This is a genomic window from Trinickia camelliae (genome assembly GCF_053525655.1).
The window spans coordinates 249,817-267,723 of the sequence record NZ_JBCHAA010000010.1 but is presented as its reverse complement, the minus strand read 5'-3'; the positions used below and the strand labels follow the sequence as shown (position 1 = coordinate 267,723).

15 protein-coding genes are annotated in these 17,907 nt (G+C 65.2%); 12 read left to right on the top strand and 3 right to left on the bottom strand.

The features are described from left to right. Positions 1–217: 217 nt before the first annotated feature. Positions 218–2,812 (top strand): Fe/S-dependent 2-methylisocitrate dehydratase AcnD, encoded by a 2,595-nt coding sequence (acnD, locus tag AAHK20_RS18630; RefSeq protein ID WP_449182974.1) that lies wholly within the window; start codon positions 218–220, stop codon positions 2,810–2,812. Positions 2,813–2,898: 86 nt separating this feature from the next. Beyond that, positions 2,899–4,089: a 2-methylaconitate cis-trans isomerase PrpF gene (gene prpF, locus AAHK20_RS18625; protein WP_449182973.1), complete on the top strand. Its 1,191-nt coding sequence runs from the start codon at positions 2,899–2,901 to the stop codon at positions 4,087–4,089. 66 nt (positions 4,090–4,155) lie between these two features. On the opposite strand, the gene AAHK20_RS18620 is transcribed toward prpF, so the two are convergent. Continuing rightward, positions 4,156–5,172 (bottom strand): AraC family transcriptional regulator, encoded by a 1,017-nt coding sequence (locus tag AAHK20_RS18620; protein ID WP_449182972.1) that lies wholly within the window; start codon positions 5,170–5,172, stop codon positions 4,156–4,158. A 313-nt stretch (positions 5,173–5,485) separates the two neighbouring features. On the opposite strand from AAHK20_RS18620, the gene AAHK20_RS18615 reads away from it, so the two are divergent. The 6 genes from AAHK20_RS18615 (at position 5,486) to AAHK20_RS18590 (ending at position 13,056) form a co-directional block, all read left to right on the top strand. After that, positions 5,486–6,619 (top strand): acyl-CoA dehydrogenase, encoded by a 1,134-nt coding sequence (locus tag AAHK20_RS18615; protein ID WP_449182971.1) that lies wholly within the window; start codon positions 5,486–5,488, stop codon positions 6,617–6,619. Positions 6,620–6,722: 103 nt separating this feature from the next. Next, positions 6,723–8,450, top strand: coding sequence for an AMP-binding protein (locus tag AAHK20_RS18610; protein WP_449182970.1), 1,728 nt, complete (start codon positions 6,723–6,725; stop codon positions 8,448–8,450). Positions 8,451–8,556: 106 nt separating this feature from the next. After that, positions 8,557–10,083 (top strand): CoA-acylating methylmalonate-semialdehyde dehydrogenase, encoded by a 1,527-nt coding sequence (locus AAHK20_RS18605; protein ID WP_449182969.1) that lies wholly within the window; start codon positions 8,557–8,559, stop codon positions 10,081–10,083. Positions 10,084–10,190: 107 nt separating this feature from the next. Beyond that, the gene (gene mmsB, locus AAHK20_RS18600) at positions 10,191–11,087 is read left to right on the top strand and encodes a 3-hydroxyisobutyrate dehydrogenase (protein WP_449182968.1); all 897 of its coding nucleotides are present in this window, start codon (positions 10,191–10,193) and stop codon (positions 11,085–11,087) included. Continuing rightward, positions 11,084–11,875: an enoyl-CoA hydratase gene (locus AAHK20_RS18595; RefSeq protein ID WP_449182967.1), complete on the top strand. Its 792-nt coding sequence runs from the start codon at positions 11,084–11,086 to the stop codon at positions 11,873–11,875. The genes mmsB and AAHK20_RS18595 overlap by 4 nt, the downstream gene beginning before the upstream one ends. After that, positions 11,872–13,056 (top strand): enoyl-CoA hydratase/isomerase family protein, encoded by a 1,185-nt coding sequence (locus AAHK20_RS18590; protein WP_449182966.1) that lies wholly within the window; start codon positions 11,872–11,874, stop codon positions 13,054–13,056. Before AAHK20_RS18595 ends, AAHK20_RS18590 begins: the two co-directional genes overlap by 4 nt. A gap of 25 nt (positions 13,057–13,081) precedes the next feature. Here AAHK20_RS18590 and AAHK20_RS18585 read toward each other — a convergent pair whose 3' ends face one another. Further along, on the bottom strand, positions 13,082–13,801 hold the full coding sequence (locus AAHK20_RS18585) for an autoinducer binding domain-containing protein (RefSeq protein ID WP_449182985.1): 720 nt from the start codon (positions 13,799–13,801) through the stop codon (positions 13,082–13,084). A gap of 73 nt (positions 13,802–13,874) precedes the next feature. Between AAHK20_RS18585 and AAHK20_RS18580 the strand changes: the two genes are divergently transcribed. The 4 genes from AAHK20_RS18580 to AAHK20_RS18565 all read left to right on the top strand — a co-directional run bounded on the left by AAHK20_RS18580 (position 13,875) and on the right by AAHK20_RS18565 (position 17,122). Next, a complete protein-coding gene (locus AAHK20_RS18580; RefSeq protein ID WP_449182965.1) occupies positions 13,875–14,318 on the top strand; it encodes a DUF4902 domain-containing protein in 444 nt (147 codons plus the stop codon). A gap of 229 nt (positions 14,319–14,547) precedes the next feature. Then, positions 14,548–15,192, top strand: coding sequence for an acyl-homoserine-lactone synthase (locus tag AAHK20_RS18575; protein ID WP_449182964.1), 645 nt, complete (start codon positions 14,548–14,550; stop codon positions 15,190–15,192). A gap of 51 nt (positions 15,193–15,243) precedes the next feature. After that, positions 15,244–16,164: a hypothetical protein gene (locus tag AAHK20_RS18570; protein WP_449182963.1), complete on the top strand. Its 921-nt coding sequence runs from the start codon at positions 15,244–15,246 to the stop codon at positions 16,162–16,164. Between the two features lie 70 nt (positions 16,165–16,234). Then, complete coding sequence (locus tag AAHK20_RS18565) at positions 16,235–17,122, top strand: hypothetical protein (protein WP_449182962.1); 888 nt, start codon at positions 16,235–16,237, stop codon at positions 17,120–17,122. Here the strand turns inward: AAHK20_RS18565 and ribA are convergent. Next, complete coding sequence (gene ribA, locus AAHK20_RS18560) at positions 17,101–17,751, bottom strand: GTP cyclohydrolase II (RefSeq protein ID WP_449182961.1); 651 nt, start codon at positions 17,749–17,751, stop codon at positions 17,101–17,103. The two genes, AAHK20_RS18565 and ribA, sit on opposite strands and share 22 nt — an antisense overlap. Positions 17,752–17,907: the final 156 nt, after the last annotated feature.

Here is a 17,907-nt window from a genome sequence, read left to right as displayed (position 1 = left end):
CCTCGGGCTGGGCCGCCCACATCATCGAGCAGCGCATCGACAACAAGATCATCCGCCCCAGCGCGAATTACACGGGCCCGGAAGATTTGAAATTCGTGCCGATCGAGAAGCGCTGATTAGGAAAGGGGATAATGCGCGCTGAAGCTCGATAAAGCTCGCATGGTCCCCTGACCTCTTCGCTGCCCCTCTCGACTCCGACCCGCGCTTTCCCCACGCTATGAACACCGCAAACCGCAAACCCCTGCCCGGCACCGCGCTCGATTACTTCGACACGCGCGCAGCCGTCGAAGCGATCGAATCCGGCGCCTACGACAAGCTGCCGTACACCTCGCGCGTGCTCGCCGAGAATCTCGTGCGCCGCTGCGATCCCGCTACGCTTGCCGCATCGCTCAAGCAGATCATCGAACGCAAGCGCGACCTCGATTTCCCTTGGTTCCCGGCGCGCGTCGTGTGCCACGACATCCTCGGCCAAACCGCGCTCGTCGACCTCGCCGGCCTGCGCGATGCGATCGCCGAGCAAGGCGGCGACCCGGCGCTCGTGAACCCGGTTGTGCCCGTGCAGTTGATCGTCGACCATTCGCTCGCCGTGGAATGCGGCGGCTTCGATCCCGATGCGTTCGCGAAGAATCGTGCGATCGAGGATCGACGCAACGAAGACCGCTTCGACTTCATCAACTGGACCAAGAAAGCGTTCAAGAACGTCGACGTGATCCCGCCGGGCAACGGCATCATGCATCAGATCAATCTGGAGCGGATGAGCCCGGTGATCCACGCGGTAAACGGCGTGGCCTACCCCGACACGCTCGTCGGCACCGACAGCCACACGCCGCACGTCGACGCGCTTGGCGTGATCGCCATCGGTGTGGGCGGCCTCGAAGCCGAGAATGTGATGCTCGGGCGCGCGTCGTGGATGCGGTTGCCGGATATCGTCGGCGTGGAGCTTTCGGGCAAGCGTCAGCCCGGCATCACCGCCACCGACATAGTGCTCGCGCTGACCGAGTTTCTGCGCAAGGAAAAGGTGGTGGGCGCGTATCTGGAGTTTCGTGGCGAAGGCGCGTCGAGCCTCACGCTCGGCGACCGCGCGACGATCTCGAACATGGCCCCCGAATACGGCGCCACGGCGGCGATGTTCTACATCGACGAGCAGACCCTCGCTTACCTGCGCCTGACGGGCCGCGCCGAGGAACAGGTCAAGCTCGTCGAAACCTACGCAAAAACCGCCGGCCTGTGGGCCGATACGTTGCAGCACGCCGAATACGAACGCGTGCTCACGTTCGACCTCTCGACCGTGGTCCGCAACATGGCGGGTCCGTCGAATCCGCACAAGAGGCTGCCGACGTCCGATCTGGCCGCTCGCGGCATCGCCGGCAAGTGGGAGGACGTGCCCGGCCAGATGCCCGACGGCGCCGTCATCATCGCGGCCATCACGAGCTGCACGAACACGAGCAACCCGCGCAACGTGATCGCGGCGGCCCTGCTCGCGCGCAACGCCAACGCGCGCGGCTTGACGCGCAAGCCGTGGGTCAAGTCCTCGCTCGCGCCGGGCTCCAAGGCGGTCGAGCTCTACCTCGAAGAAGCGAAGCTGCTGCCCGAGCTGGAGCAGCTCGGCTTCGGCATCGTCGCGTTCGCGTGCACCACGTGCAACGGCATGTCGGGCGCCCTCGATCCGGCGATCCAGCAGGAGATCATCGACCGCGACCTGTACGCGACCGCCGTGCTGTCGGGCAACCGCAACTTCGACGGCCGCATCCATCCGTACGCGAAGCAGGCGTTCCTGGCGTCGCCGCCGCTGGTGGTGGCTTACGCGATTGCCGGCACGATCCGCTTCGACATCGAGCGGGATGCACTCGGCACGGACAAGGACGGCAAGCCGGTCTATCTGAAGGACATCTGGCCGAGCGACGAGGAGATCGACGCGATCGTCGCGCAAAGCGTGAAGCCCGAGCAATTCCGCAAGGTCTACGAGCCGATGTTCGCCGTCACGGCCGCCGGCAGCGAGCCGATCAATCCGCTGTACGACTGGCGCGCGCAAAGCACCTACATCCGCCGTCCGCCGTACTGGGAAGGCGCGCTGGCGGGCGAGCGCACGCTGCGCGGATTGCGCGCCCTCGCCGTGCTCGGCGACAACATCACGACCGATCACCTCTCGCCGTCCAACGCGATCCTCGCAGACAGCGCCGCCGGCGAATACCTCGCGAAGATGGGCTTGCCGGAGGAAGACTTCAACTCCTACGCGACTCACCGAGGCGACCACCTCACCGCGCTGCGCGCCACCTTCGCGAACCCGACGCTCGTCAACGAGATGGCGGTGGTCGACGGCCAGGTGAAGAAGGGATCGCTCGCGCGCGTCGAGCCGGAAGGCCGCGTGACGCGCATGTGGGAAGCGATCGAGACGTATATGGACCGCAAGCAGCCGCTCATCATCATCGCCGGGGCGGACTACGGCCAGGGCTCGTCGCGCGACTGGGCGGCCAAGGGCGTGCGTCTGGCGGGCACCGAAGCGATCGTCGCCGAAGGGTTCGAGCGCATTCACCGCACGAACCTCGTCGGCATGGGCGTGCTGCCGCTCGAGTTCAAGCCCGGCGTGAACCGCGTGACGCTTGGCATCGACGGCACCGAGACGTTCGACGTGATCGGCGAGCGCAAGCCGCGCGCGGACCTCACGCTCGTCATCCATCGCAAGAACGGCGAGCGCGTGGAAGCGGCCGTGACCTGCCGGCTCGACACCGCCGAAGAGGTCTCGATCTACGAAGCGGGCGGCGTGCTGCAGCGGTTCGCACAGGACTTCCTCGAGTCGTCGAAGGCGGCTTGATGAAAGCTGAATAACAGCGCGTTCAGGCATCATCTGCGGGCGGCACTCTCATGTGCCGCTCGCTGTTTCACCAGGACAACCACCCCATGCCCCACGTACCCCAGATCAAGATTGCCGCCACGTATATGCGCGGCGGCACCAGCAAAGGCGTGTTCTTCCGCCTGCAGGATTTGCCCGAAGCGGCCCGCGTGCCGGGCGCGGCGCGCGATGCGCTGCTGCTGCGCGTGATCGGCAGTCCGGACCCATACGGCAAGCAGATCGACGGGATGGGCGGCGCGACATCGAGCACGAGCAAGACGGTCATCATTTCCAAGAGCAGCAAGCCCGGTCACGACGTCGACTACCTGTTCGGGCAGGTCTCCATCGATAAAGCCTTCGTCGACTGGAGCGGCAATTGCGGCAATCTCTCGGCCGCTGTCGGGCCGTTCGCGATCAGCGCGGAGCTCGTCGATGCGAGCCGTGTGCCGCAAAACGGCGTGGCCGTCGTGCGCATCTGGCAGGCCAATATCGGCAAGACCATCATCGCGCACGTGCCAATCACCGCAGGCGCGGTGCAGGAAACCGGCGACTTCGAACTCGACGGCGTGACCTTCCCCGCCGCCGAAGTGCAGCTCGAGTTCATGGACCCGGCGGCGGAGGAAGAAGGCGCCGGCGGCGCGATGTTCCCGACCGGCAACCTGGTCGACGACCTCGACGTGCCGGGAGTCGGCACGCTGAAAGCCACGATGATCAACGCGGGCATCCCGACGATCTTCGTGAACGCCGAGGCCATCGGCTACACGGGCACCGAGCTGCAAGACGCGATCAACAGCGATGCCGAAGCGCTCAAGAAGTTCGAGACCATTCGTGCCTACGGCGCGCTGCGCATGGGCTTGATCAAGGACTTGAACGAGATCGCGACGCGGCAGCACACGCCGAAGATCGCGTTCGTCGCGAAGCCTGCCGACTACGTGGCTTCGAGCGGCAAGCGAGTGGCGGCGGGCGACGTCGATCTGCTCGTGCGCGCGATGTCGATGGGCAAGCTCCATCACGCGATGATGGGCACGGCGGCGGTGGCGATCGGCACGGCTGCTGCGATACCCGGGACGCTGGTCAATCTCGCGGCCGGCGGCGGCGAGCGCAACGCGGTGCGCTTCGGCCACCCGTCGGGCACTTTGCGAGTGGGCGCAGAGGCGTCTCAAGCGAACGGCGAATGGACTGTGACGAAGGCCATCATGAGCCGCAGCGCGCGTGTGCTGATGGAAGGCTGGGTGCGCGTGCCCGGCGACACGTTCTAAGGTCAGGTGTCAGGTCGGAAAGGCTCGGTGATGGTTGGCTTCCCCTCCAACGCCGAGCCGATTTGATCAGCTGCCGTCCGCCTCCGGCCGATAGTCGGTCGGCTTTCCCCCCGTCCACTTTCTGAACGCGCGATGAAACGCGCTCGGCTCGGCAAAGCCCACGGCAATCGCGATGTCGGCGATGGTCTGCTCGCCGGCCTGGAGCGACGCGATCGCGATGTCCCGACGCAGCGCGTCTTTGATCGATTGATACGTGTAGCCCTCTTGCTTGAGCCGCCGCCGCATCGTCGCTTCCGCAAAGCGCAGCTTCGCCGCCATGTCGTCGGCGCCGGGCCACTCGGCGATCGGCATCGCACGCAACGCGCGGCGCACGCGCGCGGCAATCGAATCCGGATTGCGGTACTTGACGACGAAAATCGCGGGCGCATCGCGCAGAAACGACTTGAGCGACTTCGCCGTCTGGATCACCGGCAGATCGAGAAAATCGGGCGACAGGTCGACGTACGACGCGCTCTGACCAAACTTCAAGTCGTCGCAAAACATCGACCGGTATTCGTGCCCTGCCGCAGGCTCGGGGCAGCTGAAGCGCGCTTCGAGAATCGGAATGCGCCGCCCCACGAGCCAGCACACCACGCCATACACGAGGATGAAGTAGGTCGCGTACGCGAACATCTGCTTGCGCTCGGCGCCTTCGCGCACGTGGAACGACAGGCGCACACGACCGCGTTCCTTGGCGACCTGCGCGCTCATGTCGTCGAGCACGAGCCGCATGAAACCGGTCGTGCGCGCGAGCGCCTGCGCGCCGTCGCGCGCGGTCAGCGCCGCCTGGCACATCGCGATGAAGCTGCCGCTTTTCATCGGATGCGAGTCTTGCCCGAAGAATTCGTCGTCGAGCGCGCGGCAGATCGCGTTCCAGAGCGCGCCGTATTGCGCCGACGAGACGCGCGCCAACGGCGAGCCCAATAGCTGCGCCGCAATACCGGCCTCCTCCAAGAGCGGCTGCGGATCGACCCCGCACCGCTTGACGCAGTGCACCGCCTCTTCGACGAGGCTCACTGCGATAGTCCCTTTTTCGTTATGCATTGCAGCAAAGTTGATTCAGCGAACACGTCGCGCCGGAATCGCGCACGCGCCTTGTCAGCTGATGGCAAATACGCTCAATAAATTTGATCGGCTTGAGCATCGAAAGCCGCCTTCGCGGTTCTTACACTCTGTCGCATCAAGGTCATGACACCAACCGTCGATGACGATCCCGGCGCCTGCGCAACGCCTTTCGCAGCGCGTATGGCAACCGGTCAGACCGCACAGTTTAAGGGGAGCGCGTGATTAGCGCCAAGCCGTCGCCGCGCTGATGCCGCCCCGCCCCGTTCGAATCCGCAACACAGGAACCCGCGTCATGGACGACTTCTACACCGACGAACAACGCATGATCCGAGACGCGGCGCGCGACTTCGCCACCGAATGTCTCGCGCCGAACGCCGGCAAGTGGGACCGCGAAGGCGCGCTGCCGCGCGAAGTCGTCTCGCAACTGGGCGAGCTCGGGCTGCTCGGCATGATCGTGCCGCCCGAATGGGGCGGCACTTACACCGACTACGTGGCCTACGCGCTCGCGCTCGAAGAAATCGCGGCGGGCTGCGCCTCGTGCGCCACCATGATGAGCGTGCACAACTCGGTCGGCTGCGGGCCGATCCTGAACTTCGGCACCGCCGCGCAGCAAGCGCGCTGGCTGCGCGATCTCGCGCTCGGCCGGGTCATCGGCGCGTTCTGCCTGACCGAGCCGCAGGCCGGGTCGGAGGCGAACAACCTGAAGACGCGCGCCGTGCTCGAAGACGGGCAATGGGTGATCAACGGCAGCAAGCAGTTCGTGACCAACGGCAGCCGCGCCGGCATCGCCGTGGTGTTCGCCGTCACCGATCCCGAACTCGGCAAGCGCGGCATCTCCGCGTTCATCGTGCCGACCGACACGCCGGGCTTCAACGTGGGCCGCCCCGAGAGCAAGCTCGGCATCCGCGCTTCCGACACCTGCCCGATCTCGCTCGAAAACTGCCGCATCCCCGAGGAAAACCTGCTCGGCGAGCGCGGCGAAGGCTTGAAGATCGCGCTGTCGAATCTCGAAGGCGGACGCATCGGCATCGCCGCGCAAGCGGTCGGCATTGCGCGCGCCGCGTTCGACGCCGCCCGCGAGTACGCCAACGAGCGCATCCAGTTCGGCAAGACGATCAAGGAACACCAGACGATCGCCAATATGCTCGCCGACATGGAAACGCGCCTGAACGCCGCGCGCCTGCTCGTGCATCACGCGGCGCGCCTGCGCAGCGCGGGCAAGCCGTGCTTGTCGGAGGCGTCGCAAGCGAAGCTTTATGCGTCGGAGCTGGCCGAGGAAATCTGCTCGAATGCGATTCAGATTCACGGCGGCTATGGGTATCTCGAAGACTATCCGGTCGAGCGGCATTACCGCGACGCACGCATCACGCAGATTTATGAAGGCACGAGCGAAGTGCAGCGCATGGTGATCGCGCGGTACGTTTGAGCTGCGCCCGCGTCGCGCGGGCGCGGCGGCTAATAGCTCACGGCGCGCAGGCGGTTATCCGTCTGCACGCACATATCAAGAGCAGCCAAGGAGAGAGACGACGATGACGGCAGCACAAGGCTTCTTCGACGCGCGCGATTTTCTCTTGCGCCATCGGACCGACTACGAGCGCGCGTATCGCGAGTTCGCGTGGCCGCAGCTTGGCGAGTTCAACTGGGCGCTCGATTACTTCGACGCCATGGCGCACGGCAATGACAATCCCGCGCTGTGGATCGTCGATGCAGTTAGCGGGAACGAATTGAAGCTATCGTTCGCGCAGATGTCGGAGCGCTCGTCGCGCATCGCAAACTATCTGCGCAGCATCGGCGTGGCGCGCGGCGACCGCGTGCTGTTGATGCTGCCGAATCGCGTCGAGCTATGGGATGCGATGCTCGCCGCGATCAAGCTCGGCGCGGTCGTGCTGCCCGCGACGACGCTGCTGTCGGCGAACGAAGTGCGCGACCGCGTGGAAGTCGGCGCGCCGAAGTTCGCGATCGTCGACGCTGCAGAGACGGCGAAGTTCGATGCGTTCGATTCCACGCTGACCAAAGTCGTCGTCGGCAACGCGAATCCGCAAGCGGGATGGCTCGATTTTGCGGAAGGCTACGCGGCCTCCGCGACGTTCACGCCCGACGGCGTCACACACGCCGGCGACCCGCTGCTGCTCTACTTCACCTCCGGCACGACCTCCAAACCGAAGCTCGTCCAGCACACGCACGAAAGCTACCCCGTGGGCAGCTTGTCGACGATGTACTGGGTCGGCCTGCAGCCTGGCGACGTGCATTGGAACATCAGCTCGCCTGGCTGGGCCAAGCACGCATGGAGCTGCTTCTTCGCGCCGTGGAATGCGCAGGCGTGCGTGTTCGTCTCGCAGTACGCGCGCTTCGACGCCAGGCAGGCGCTCGACACGCTCACGAAGCATGGCATCACGACGATGTGCGCGCCGCCCACCGTCTGGCGCATGCTCGTGCAGGAGCCGCTCGCGTCGTACGCGGTGAAGCTGCGCGAGATCGTCGGCGCGGGCGAGCCGCTGAATCCCGAGATCATCGAGCGCGTGCGCAACGCGTGGGGCATCACGATCCGCGACGGCTTCGGCCAGACCGAAACCACCTGCCTGATCGCCAACTCGCCGGGGCAACCCGTCGTGCCCGGGTCGATGGGGCGGCCGATGCCCGGCTACCGGATCGAACTGGTCGATCACGACGGCAACCCCGCCGAGGAAGGCGAAATCACGCTGCCGCTCGGCAAGCGCGGCGGCCACGCGTCACCGTATGCCAGCGAACCGCTGGGCCTGATGACCGGCTACGCGAACAATCGCGACGCGACCGAAGCCGTGATGCGCGACGGCCGTTACCGGACCTCGGACGTCGCCGTGCGCCGTCCCGACGGCTATTTCATCTACATCGGCCGCGCCGACGATGTCTTCAAATCGTCCGACTATCGACTGAGCCCGTTCGAACTCGAGAGCGTCCTGATCGAGCACGAGGCGATCGCGGAAGCCGCCGTCGTGCCGAGCCCCGATCCGCTGCGCCTCGCGGTGCCGAAAGCATTCATCGCACTGCGCCACGGCTTCGAATTCACCCCCGACCTCGCCAAGAGCGTGTTCCGCTTCTCGCGCGAAAAACTCGCACCGTACAAGCGGATTCGCCGCCTCGAAGTCATCGAACTGCCGAAGACGATCTCCGGAAAAATCCGCCGCGTGGAGCTGCGGCGCCGCGAGATCGAACGCGGCGATGCGCCCGCGCGCGTTTCGGAGGAGTATTGGGAGGAAGACTTCCCCGATCTCCGCTGACCGAACGGTTGCATTCACACGTGGCGCCGCGAAGACGCGCGCCGCGTTTCCTCGATTCCCTACCCCGGTCTTTCTATGCCGGGATGCTTTGCACAAGGAGCTGTCAATGAGCGCAATTCCGTCCACCGCTGCCGCCGCCAAACCTACCGTCAAGCTGCTGATCAACGGCGAGTTCGTCGAATCGTCGACGAAAGAATGGCGCGACATCGTGAACCCGGCCACGCAGGAAGTCCTCGCGCGCGTGCCGTTTGCGACCGCCGCCGAAATCGACGCCGCCGTCAGCGCCGCGCATGCCGCGTTCGCGCAGTGGAAAACGACGCCGATCGGCACGCGCGTGCGCATCATGCTCAAGTACCAGGCGCTGATTCGCGAGCACATGCCGCGCATCGCGAAGATCCTGACTGCCGAGCAAGGCAAGACGCTGCCCGACGCCGAAGGCGACATCTTCCGCGGCCTTGAAGTCGTCGAGCATGCGTGCTCGATCGGCACGGTGCAATTGGGCGAATTCGCCGAGAACGTCGCCGGCGCGGTCGACACCTACACGCTGCGCCAGCCGCTCGGCGTCTGCGCGGGCATCACGCCGTTCAACTTCCCCGCGATGATTCCGCTGTGGATGTTCCCGATGGCGATCGTCTGCGGCAATACGTTCGTGCTGAAGCCGTCCGAGCAAGATCCGCTCTCGACGATGGCGCTCGTCGAACTCGCGATCGAAGCGGGCGTGCCGCGCGGCGTGCTCAACGTCATCCACGGCGGCAAGGAAGCGGTCGACGCGCTCTGCACGCACGAGCACGTGAAGGCGATTTCGTTCGTTGGATCGACGGCTGTCGGCACGCACGTCTACACGCTCGCGAGCCAGCACGGCAAGCGCGTGCAGTCGATGATGGGCGCGAAGAACCACGCCGTGGTGCTGCCCGACGCGAACAAGGAGCAGACGCTCAACGCGCTGGCCGGCGCGGGATTCGGCGCGGCGGGCCAGCGCTGCATGGCGACTTCTGTCGTGGTGCTCGTCGGCGCGTCGCAGCAATGGCTGCCGGAGCTCGTCGAGAAGGCGAAGACGCTGAAGGTCAACGCAGGCACCGAGGCCGGCACCGATATCGGCCCGGTCGTGTCGAAGAGCGCGAAGGAACGCATCCTGTCGCTGATCGGCAAGGGCATCGAAGAAGGCGCGACGCTCGATCTCGACGGCCGCAACGTGAAGGTGCCGGGTTACGAGCAAGGCAACTTCATCGGCCCGACGATCTTCTCGAACGTCACCACCGAGATGACGATCTACACGACCGAAATCTTCGGCCCCGTGCTCGTCGTGCTGACGGTCCCGACGCTCGACGAAGCGATCGCGCTCGTCAATCGCAACCCGTTCGGCAATGGCGTGGGCCTCTTCACGCAAAGCGGCGCGGCGGCGCGCAAGTTCCAGAGCGAGATCGACATCGGCCAGGTCGGCATCAACATTCCGATTCCGGTGCCCGTGCCGTACTTCAGCTTCACCGGCTCGCGCGGCTCGAAGCTCGGCGACCTCGGCCCGTACGGCAAGCAAGTCGTGCAGTTCTACACGCAGACGAAGACCGTCACGGCACGCTGGTTCGACGACGCGACCACTAACGACGGCGTGAATACGACGATCAGCCTGCGCTGAGGCGCTGTGGGCTTGGAGTAGGCGCTAAAGCGCCAACTCCAAGCAACCAAAGCATGGGATGGGAGTAAGTGCTAAAGCACTAACTCCCATCGACAGAGGACTTAAACATGAAAATCGCCTTTATCGGCCTCGGCAACATGGGCGCGCCGATGGCGCGCAATCTGCTGAAAAACGGCCACAGCCTGAACGTATTCGACTTGAGCCGCGACGCCGTGCAATCGCTCGTCGACGCCGGCGCAACCGCGAGCGCCTCGCCGAAAGCCGCGGCCAGCGGTGTCGAACTCGTCATCACGATGCTGCCGGCCGCCGCCCACGTGAAGAGCGTGCTCACCGCCGACGACGGCGTGCTCGCCGGCATCGCGCGCGGCGTGACGATCGTCGATTCGAGCACGATCGATCCGGCCAGCGCGCAAGGCTTCGCGAAGCTCGCCGCCGAGCGCGGCAATCCGTTCGTCGATGCACCCGTCTCCGGCGGCACCGGCGGCGCGGCCGCGGGCACGCTGACCTTCATGGTGGGCGCGAACGCCACCGCGTACGAGCAAGTCAAGCCGGTGCTGGCGGCGATGGGCAAGAACATCGTCCATTGCGGCGACACCGGCATGGGCCAGGTCGCGAAGATCTGCAACAACCTGCTGCTCGGCATCACGATGGCGGGCGTCGCGGAAGCGATGTCGCTGGGCGCCGCGCTCGGCATCGATCCGAAGGTGCTGGCGGGCATCGTCAACACGTCGACGGGCCGCTGCTGGAGCTCGGACACCTACAACCCGTTCCCCGGCATCATCGAAACCGCGCCGTCCTCGCGCGGCTACACGGGCGGCTTCGGCACCGACCTGATGCTCAAGGACCTCGGCCTCGCCGGCGATGCCGCCAAATCCGCGAAGCAGCCGATCTATCTCGGCGCGCTCGCGCAACAGCTCTATCAAACGATGAGCCAGCACGGCGACGGCGGCCTCGACTTTTCGGCTGTCATCAAGCTGTACCGCGACGTGGGAGCGAAACGATGATCGAACTCGATACCGCGAGCGAGGCGGGCGTCGCGCTGATCACGCTGAAACGCGCGCCGGTCAACGCGTTCACGCCCGAAGGCCTGCTGCAGCTGCAGCAGACGGTCGAGCAATTGAACGACGAGCCGCGGGTGCGCGCGATCGTCATTACCGGCGATGGTCCGAAGTTCTTTTGCGCGGGCGCCGACCTCAATCAATTCGCCGATGGCGACCGCGCACGCGCGCAGCTCGCCGCGCAGCGTTTCGGCGCGGCCTTCGAGACGCTTCAGAACGCACGCGCGGTCGTGATCGCGGCGATCAATGGCTATGCGATGGGCGGCGGTCTCGAATGCGCGCTGTCGTGCGACATCCGCATCGCCGAAGAGCACGCTCAGCTCGCGCTGCTTGAGCCGGGCGTCGGCCTCCTGCCTTGCGGAGCCGGCACGCAGACGCTGCCCTGGCTCGTCGGCGAAGGCTGGGCCAAGCGGATCATCCTGACCGGTGAACGCGTCGATGCGAAGACGGCGCTGCGCATCAATCTCGTCGAGGAAGTGGTCGAACGCGGCGCGGCGCGCGAAGCGGCGCTCGCGATGGCGCGACGGGTGACGACGCTGAGCCCGCAAGCCGTGGCGTTCAGCAAGACGCTGATCCATCAGGCGCGCAACGGCGTGCCGCGCGGCGCGGCGCTCGCGCTGGAACGCGAACGCTTCGTCGACTTGTTCGACGGCGCCGATCAACGCGAAGGCGTCAACGCCTTCCTCGAAAAGCGCACGCCGCGCTGGAGCACGAGCCAGGAACACAGCCGATGAACATGCCGATGCCAACAACCGAAGCCCCCGCGCAAGGTCGCGTGACGTGTCATGTCGTGAACCGCGTCGCGATCCTGACACTCGACCGGCCGCATGCGTTGAACGCCCTTTCGCACGACATGGTGCGCGAGCTCGCCGAGCACGTCGAACGTTGCCGCACGGACGACAAGATCGTCGCCCTCGTCTTGCGAGGCAGCGGCGAAAAGGGCTTCTGCGCGGGCGGCGACGTGCGCGCGCTTTACCACGCGTCCGGCGCCTCAGGCGCATCGGACGCCACGCCCGCATGGCAGCAATTCTTCATCGACGAATACCGGCTCGATTTCGCGCTGCACGCTTTTCCGAAGCCGATCGTCGCGCTGATGGACGGCATCACGATGGGCGGCGGCATGGGGCTCGCGCAGGCGGCGACGCTGCGCATCGCGACTGAGCGCAGCAAGATCGCGATGCCCGAAACGCGCATCGGCTTCGTGCCCGACGTCGGCGCGACACGCTTCCTGAGCGTCATGCCGGTGGAGCTCGAGCTGTACGTCGGCCTGACCGGCACGACGCTGACGGGCGCCGACGCCGTGCGCTGCCGCCTCGCGGATGCCTGCGTGCAGAGCGAATGGCTGCGCACGTTCGAAGCGCGTCTACAGCGCATGCCCGCTGACGACATCGAGCGGCTCGAGCAACACCTTACCGACGTCTTCGTCCCGCCTGCGAACATCACGCCGCACGCGGCCATCGAGGCCTTCATGCCGCTCATCGTCAAACACTTCGCCGCACGCCTCACGGTTCCGGATATCGCGGCGTCGCTCGCCGCCGATTTGCAGCTCGATCCGCCGCGCGAACTGCGCAGCTGGCTGCAAGCGACGCTTGACGCGCTTGCCTCGCACTCGCCGACGATGCTGCACGTGACCCGCGAAGCACTGCTGCGCGGACGCTCGATGACGCTCGCCGAATGCTTTCGCATGGAACTCGGCATCGCCACGCGTGCGATCGACGACGGCGACTTCCGCGAAGGCGTGCGCGCGCATCTCGTCGACAAGGACCGCCAGCCGCACTGGCAGCCCGCCACGCTAGCGGAGGTTCGCGTCGAGCGCGAGCGGCATTTCCTGCGCTCGCCGTGGATGAGCGAAAAGCACCCGCTCGCCGAGCTCGGCGCGTTGCCGCAGGAACGCGCATCGAAGCTCGCGGCTTAGGTGGAAATCAGGTCGAAGGTCGTGCTTAGGCCGAATCGATGAGCCCCATCGCGATGGCCTTGACGACGGCTTGCACCTTGTTGGTCGCGGAAAGCTTGAAGAGAATGTTGTTGACGTGAAAATTGACCGTGCGCTCGGAGATGCTGAGGATCTGTCCGATCTCGCACGATGTCTTCCCCTCGCCGGTCCAGCACAGCACCTCGCGCTCGCGCGGCGTCAGCATGACGTTCGCTTCGGGCGCGAGCTTCGGCACGAGAAACTGGCTCATCATCGTATGTGTGATATTCGCGAGCCAGCTCGTTTGCAGCGTCAAGTCGTCGATCTCGGATGGCGTGAGCGGATCGGAGGGGCGCGAGATCGTCAGGAGTCCGTACACGCCGTGCGCGGCCCAACTCGAATGCGCGACACCGACCGCCATCCCGAAGTCGTGCGCGTCTTCCCATAGCTTGGGCGAATCCTCAGGCGGCGCGTCGGGCCAGACGATCAGCCCCGTGCTGTTCATCCCCTCGCGCACCGTCGGATCGATTTGCAGAAAATTGCTGTCCTGATAGTGCTTCATCCACCCCGTGGGATACGTGTCGAAAATCGCCACCGTGGGCTTCGATACCGGCAGCGGCACGCGAATCCCATAGCAGCAATATTCGAAGCCCAGCTTCTTGGCGAAATCAGCGATCTGCGTGAACAGCTGCTGCTCGGACCCCGCGCTGCGAAACTGTTGATAAGCGTCTTGCCATAGCAACTCCATTATTTCCCCGCACGTCGTAAGACTGTCATAGTTAGCAGGTCTCATCAGGTCGGCGGGCTGATACAGTCCCGCCATGAAACCCTCTCCTGCACTGCTGCATAGCCCTTCCCCCGATGGCTATGTCCGTGTTTCGGAACGCGTGCTTGCGGAATTGCAATTGGTCCACGTGGATTCCGGCATCGATGAATCACTGCTCTCGGATCTGCGCGCCAGCGATGTCGATGCAGTACGCGCGGGCTACACGGAATGGCAGAGAATGCGGCGCCCTGGGGCTGCGCATATATCGGTGGGCTGGGACTGGTATCTCGACCGCACGACCGGCGCGCTCCTCGTCGCCTGGGACGACGTCAGAAGCAACATCATGTGCATCGACCGGCGCGGCTTCGACCTCGGCATGGCGCGTACGGCGAAGGCGCTGATCCGCAGACTCGCTCAACTGAACTGGCCGAACGAAGTCGCAAACGCCGTCCTCGTGCCGCGCTTCGACTTGCGCGTCTGCGGCTCCGGCCTTCACTAGCGCCACCCGCCTTCAAGACGCCCTCCCAACCCCCGACAATTATCTCGAAATATCCCTTCAACTCTCTTTATAAGCAAACTCCGGGCTCATTTCAATCTCATTATGAATAGGCGTCGGGGTGCCGCAAACGCCCTCTCGTCTGACGTAAACGCCTGTCAACGTTGACAGTTTCGTGTCCTCGGGGCGCGCGATGTAATGCGCTCATTAAAAAAGCACACGCGAGGACTCCATGCGAACGTCAGTTCATGGCGACGGGCGGTTGCCCGCGCCCCTCGACACAGCTCTCGCGCACTATCGGCATCGAATTTTCGTCGAGCAGCTCGGCTGGAAGCTCCCAGGCGCCGACGATCACTTCGAGCGCGATCAATACGACCGGGAAGACACGGTTTATGTGGTCGCTCAGGACGACGAGACGGGGTCGATTTGCGGTTGCGCCAGGCTGTTGCCGACGACCCGCCCCTATTTGCTACAGGAACTGTTCCCGTTTCTTCTCGCGGACGACATGCCGGCCCCCGTTGCCGGCGATGTCTGGGAGTTGTCGCGATTTGCGGCAAATCCGGCGGCGAATCCGGCGGCGAATCCGGCCGCGTCCGACCTCAGCCATGAGGACTCGGCATGGGCGGTGCGGCCGATGCTGGCGTCGGTCGTCGAGTGCGCGGCGAGGCTTGGCGCGCGCCAATTGATTGGTGTGACGTTTCTCAGCATGGAGCGGCTGTTTCGGAGAATCGGCGTGCACGCTCACCGGGCAGGTGCGCCGCAGCGGATTGACGACCGGATGGTCGTCGCGTGCTGGATCGATATCGATAGCCAGACGCTGAGCGCACTGGGGCTCGATCCCTCATTAGAGCGCATGCAGTCGAAGCTGGCGGCTTGAGCCTGCCATCCCTGCCCGCTAAGCCATTCGCAGCTATATGAAATCGCAAGCATGACGCCTCCCGCCTTGTCGCCGAAGCTGTTTTCCCTGCCGCTCGATATCGGGCACGATCCGGCGTGCACGAGCGCCACGCCTGGGCTCGAGGCGCTGGCCGCGCTTTGGCGCATCGATATGCCGCCGCGCGTGGCGCGCGACGCCGCGCGCGTGTTCGCGTCGCCGGAAGACAGCGGCTCGCTGCGTTTCGGTGCCTGGGAAGTTCGCGCGTGCCCGCCTAAAGCGCTCGCGGCATTGCAAGTCTGCGCGCGCTCGAGCGTGCGAAACCGCCTGACGCTCATCCAAACGCGAGCGCGTTCAACCTTCGATCTCGTCGAAGAGATCGCGCAACCGCTCTGGCCGGATCTGCTGGCGGCATGGTGCGGTCTCGCCGACCAGCAGCGCCGCAGGCTGCATCATCTCGGCCGCGCGCTGCGGCTTACGCTCGCGCCCGGCAAGCTGTCCCGCGCTGGCGTCAAAGGTGCGATCGACGCCATTGACGAGCTGCGCCGGATCTTCGCCAGCGCCTATCGCCAACCGCGCAACGTGGCGCGCATGCCGAGCCTGTTTGCTTCGCTCGAGACCAGCTGGACGCCGGCGCTTGGGCCGATCGAGGATGTAATCGTTATCGCGGGCATGCGGATCTTGCTCTGCGGCAGCGTTGGCGTGCCTGGACAGATTGGCGACCTCGTCAATGCGCTAATCGATCGGCGCGAGCTGGCGGCGCAATGGCTCGCCCAGCGTGACGTCCTCACCCGCTTCGCCGACCACGGCCAGCGCCCGCTTGCACAGGCGCTCGCGCAAATGCAGGCGCACGCCGTTCTCGAAGTCTTGCTGCCGCGCTTGAACAGCATCGATCGCTCAACGTGTGGTGGCACGTGGCAGACGCGCTCCGGGTCGAAGCGCCGCGAGCACCTTGTGTTGCGCCTCGGCGCTTGAACGCCCCGTCGTCCGGCGTCTCTTCTCGAACCGAGCAGCCGCTTCAGTGACCGTTAACACGGAGAACAACGTGTCCAAACCTTCCGCCTCCCGCGCGGCACTATCAGGCTTCAGCTTCGCGAAGCGAGCACGGATGACGCTCGAATACGCCGGCATTGCGCAACCCATGCCGCTTGTGCGTCTCAACCGCGAGGGTCTGGTGTTCAGCCTCGGCGAGCCCGCCAAACTGCCGCCGATCGGCCTGCCGAGGCCAGCCACGATTGTTTGCGGCGACGAGCCGTTGTGTGAAATGCGCCTGGTCATACGCGGCGTGGACCGCGCCGTCGGCGGCAGACTCGAACTGACAGTGCAACCTTCGCGCTCCGACGATCACGAGTTGCTCTGGCAAACACTGCGGGCCTACCAGCAGCGGCACCGGCGCGACCTCGTCCACTCGACCCTCGTGCGCCAGCCGGAGCCGGGGCGCGCACCCGATCACACCCGCCACGCACAGTTGCGGCGCCTGCGATTCCCGCTTCCAACCGGCTGGGTCTGCGAATCGCAAAATGACCCGCAAAACGACCCGGCCGCAGGCGAACCGCTCGGCGCCTGCGCGCTTCGCGCCGTGACGTTTGCAGTCGAACGTCGCGACGACGCGCTCTTTCTCGCCGACTGGCTCGAATACCACTTCGCGGAGATCGACGCCCACTTGAAACTCGCGTCGCCCTTTGTCCAATTGCAGGACATCGAAGCACGGCTGACGGGGCGGGACGTGCGCGTCCAATTCCGCTACGAATTCGCCGATGTGGCGGCGCATGAAGCAACGATGCAAGTCTGCGCCTGGATCGAGACGGAACTGGCGACGCGCTTTCAGATGCCCATTGAATGCGTTCTGGATGAGACGCCGGGCCAGTCGGGCGCGGGTGCCGAACTCACGGCGAACAGCGCGCCCGCAGGCTACTCGTTCTCTTCAAAGTAGAAGTGCCCGAATTTGACCTGCTTCGTGCGGATATAGCGTTCGTTTTCTTCACGCACCGGGATTGCGAGCGCGACGCGCTCGCAAATCGGAATGCCGTGTTTCGACAGCGTGTCGAACTTCTTCGGGTTGTTGCTCATCAGCCGCACCGACGTCACCTTGAGGATGCGCAGAATCGCTGCGGCGGAGTCGTACTCGCGCGCATCGTCGGGCAAGCCAAGCTCGAGATTCGCCTCGACGGTATCGAGCCCCTGCTCCTGCAGCGCATATGCCCGGATCTTGTTGGAAAGACCGATGCCGCGTCCTTCGTGCCCGCGCAGATAAAGCAGCACGCCGCGCCCTTCGGCCGCGATGTAGCGCAACGCCTGGTCGAGCTGCTCGCCGCAATCGCAGCGATACGAACCGAATACGTCGCCCGTCAGGCATTCCGAATGCAAGCGCGTCAGCACCGATTGCTGATCGCCGACCTCACCCATGACGAGCGCAAGATGCTCGGCATCGCCGCCGTTCACGCGAAACGCGTACGAGGTGAACGTGCCGTAGCGGGTGGGAAGCGTCGCCGTCGCGGCGAGCGTGACGCATTCTCCGGCGGAGGCGCCATCGGCTGGCGACGAAGTGTGAGGCGTGGACATGGCGATAAGGAAATGCGCGAGGCAAGATTTCAGGGGTACCGGCAACCGGTACGCGGAATCGAAGTTTACCGCTAATCCCAATATCGGTTTCGGAACGCACTTTTGCGCGTTTGCATACAAGCTAAGGGTCGGCACTGGCGCGAGACGCCGCGCGCG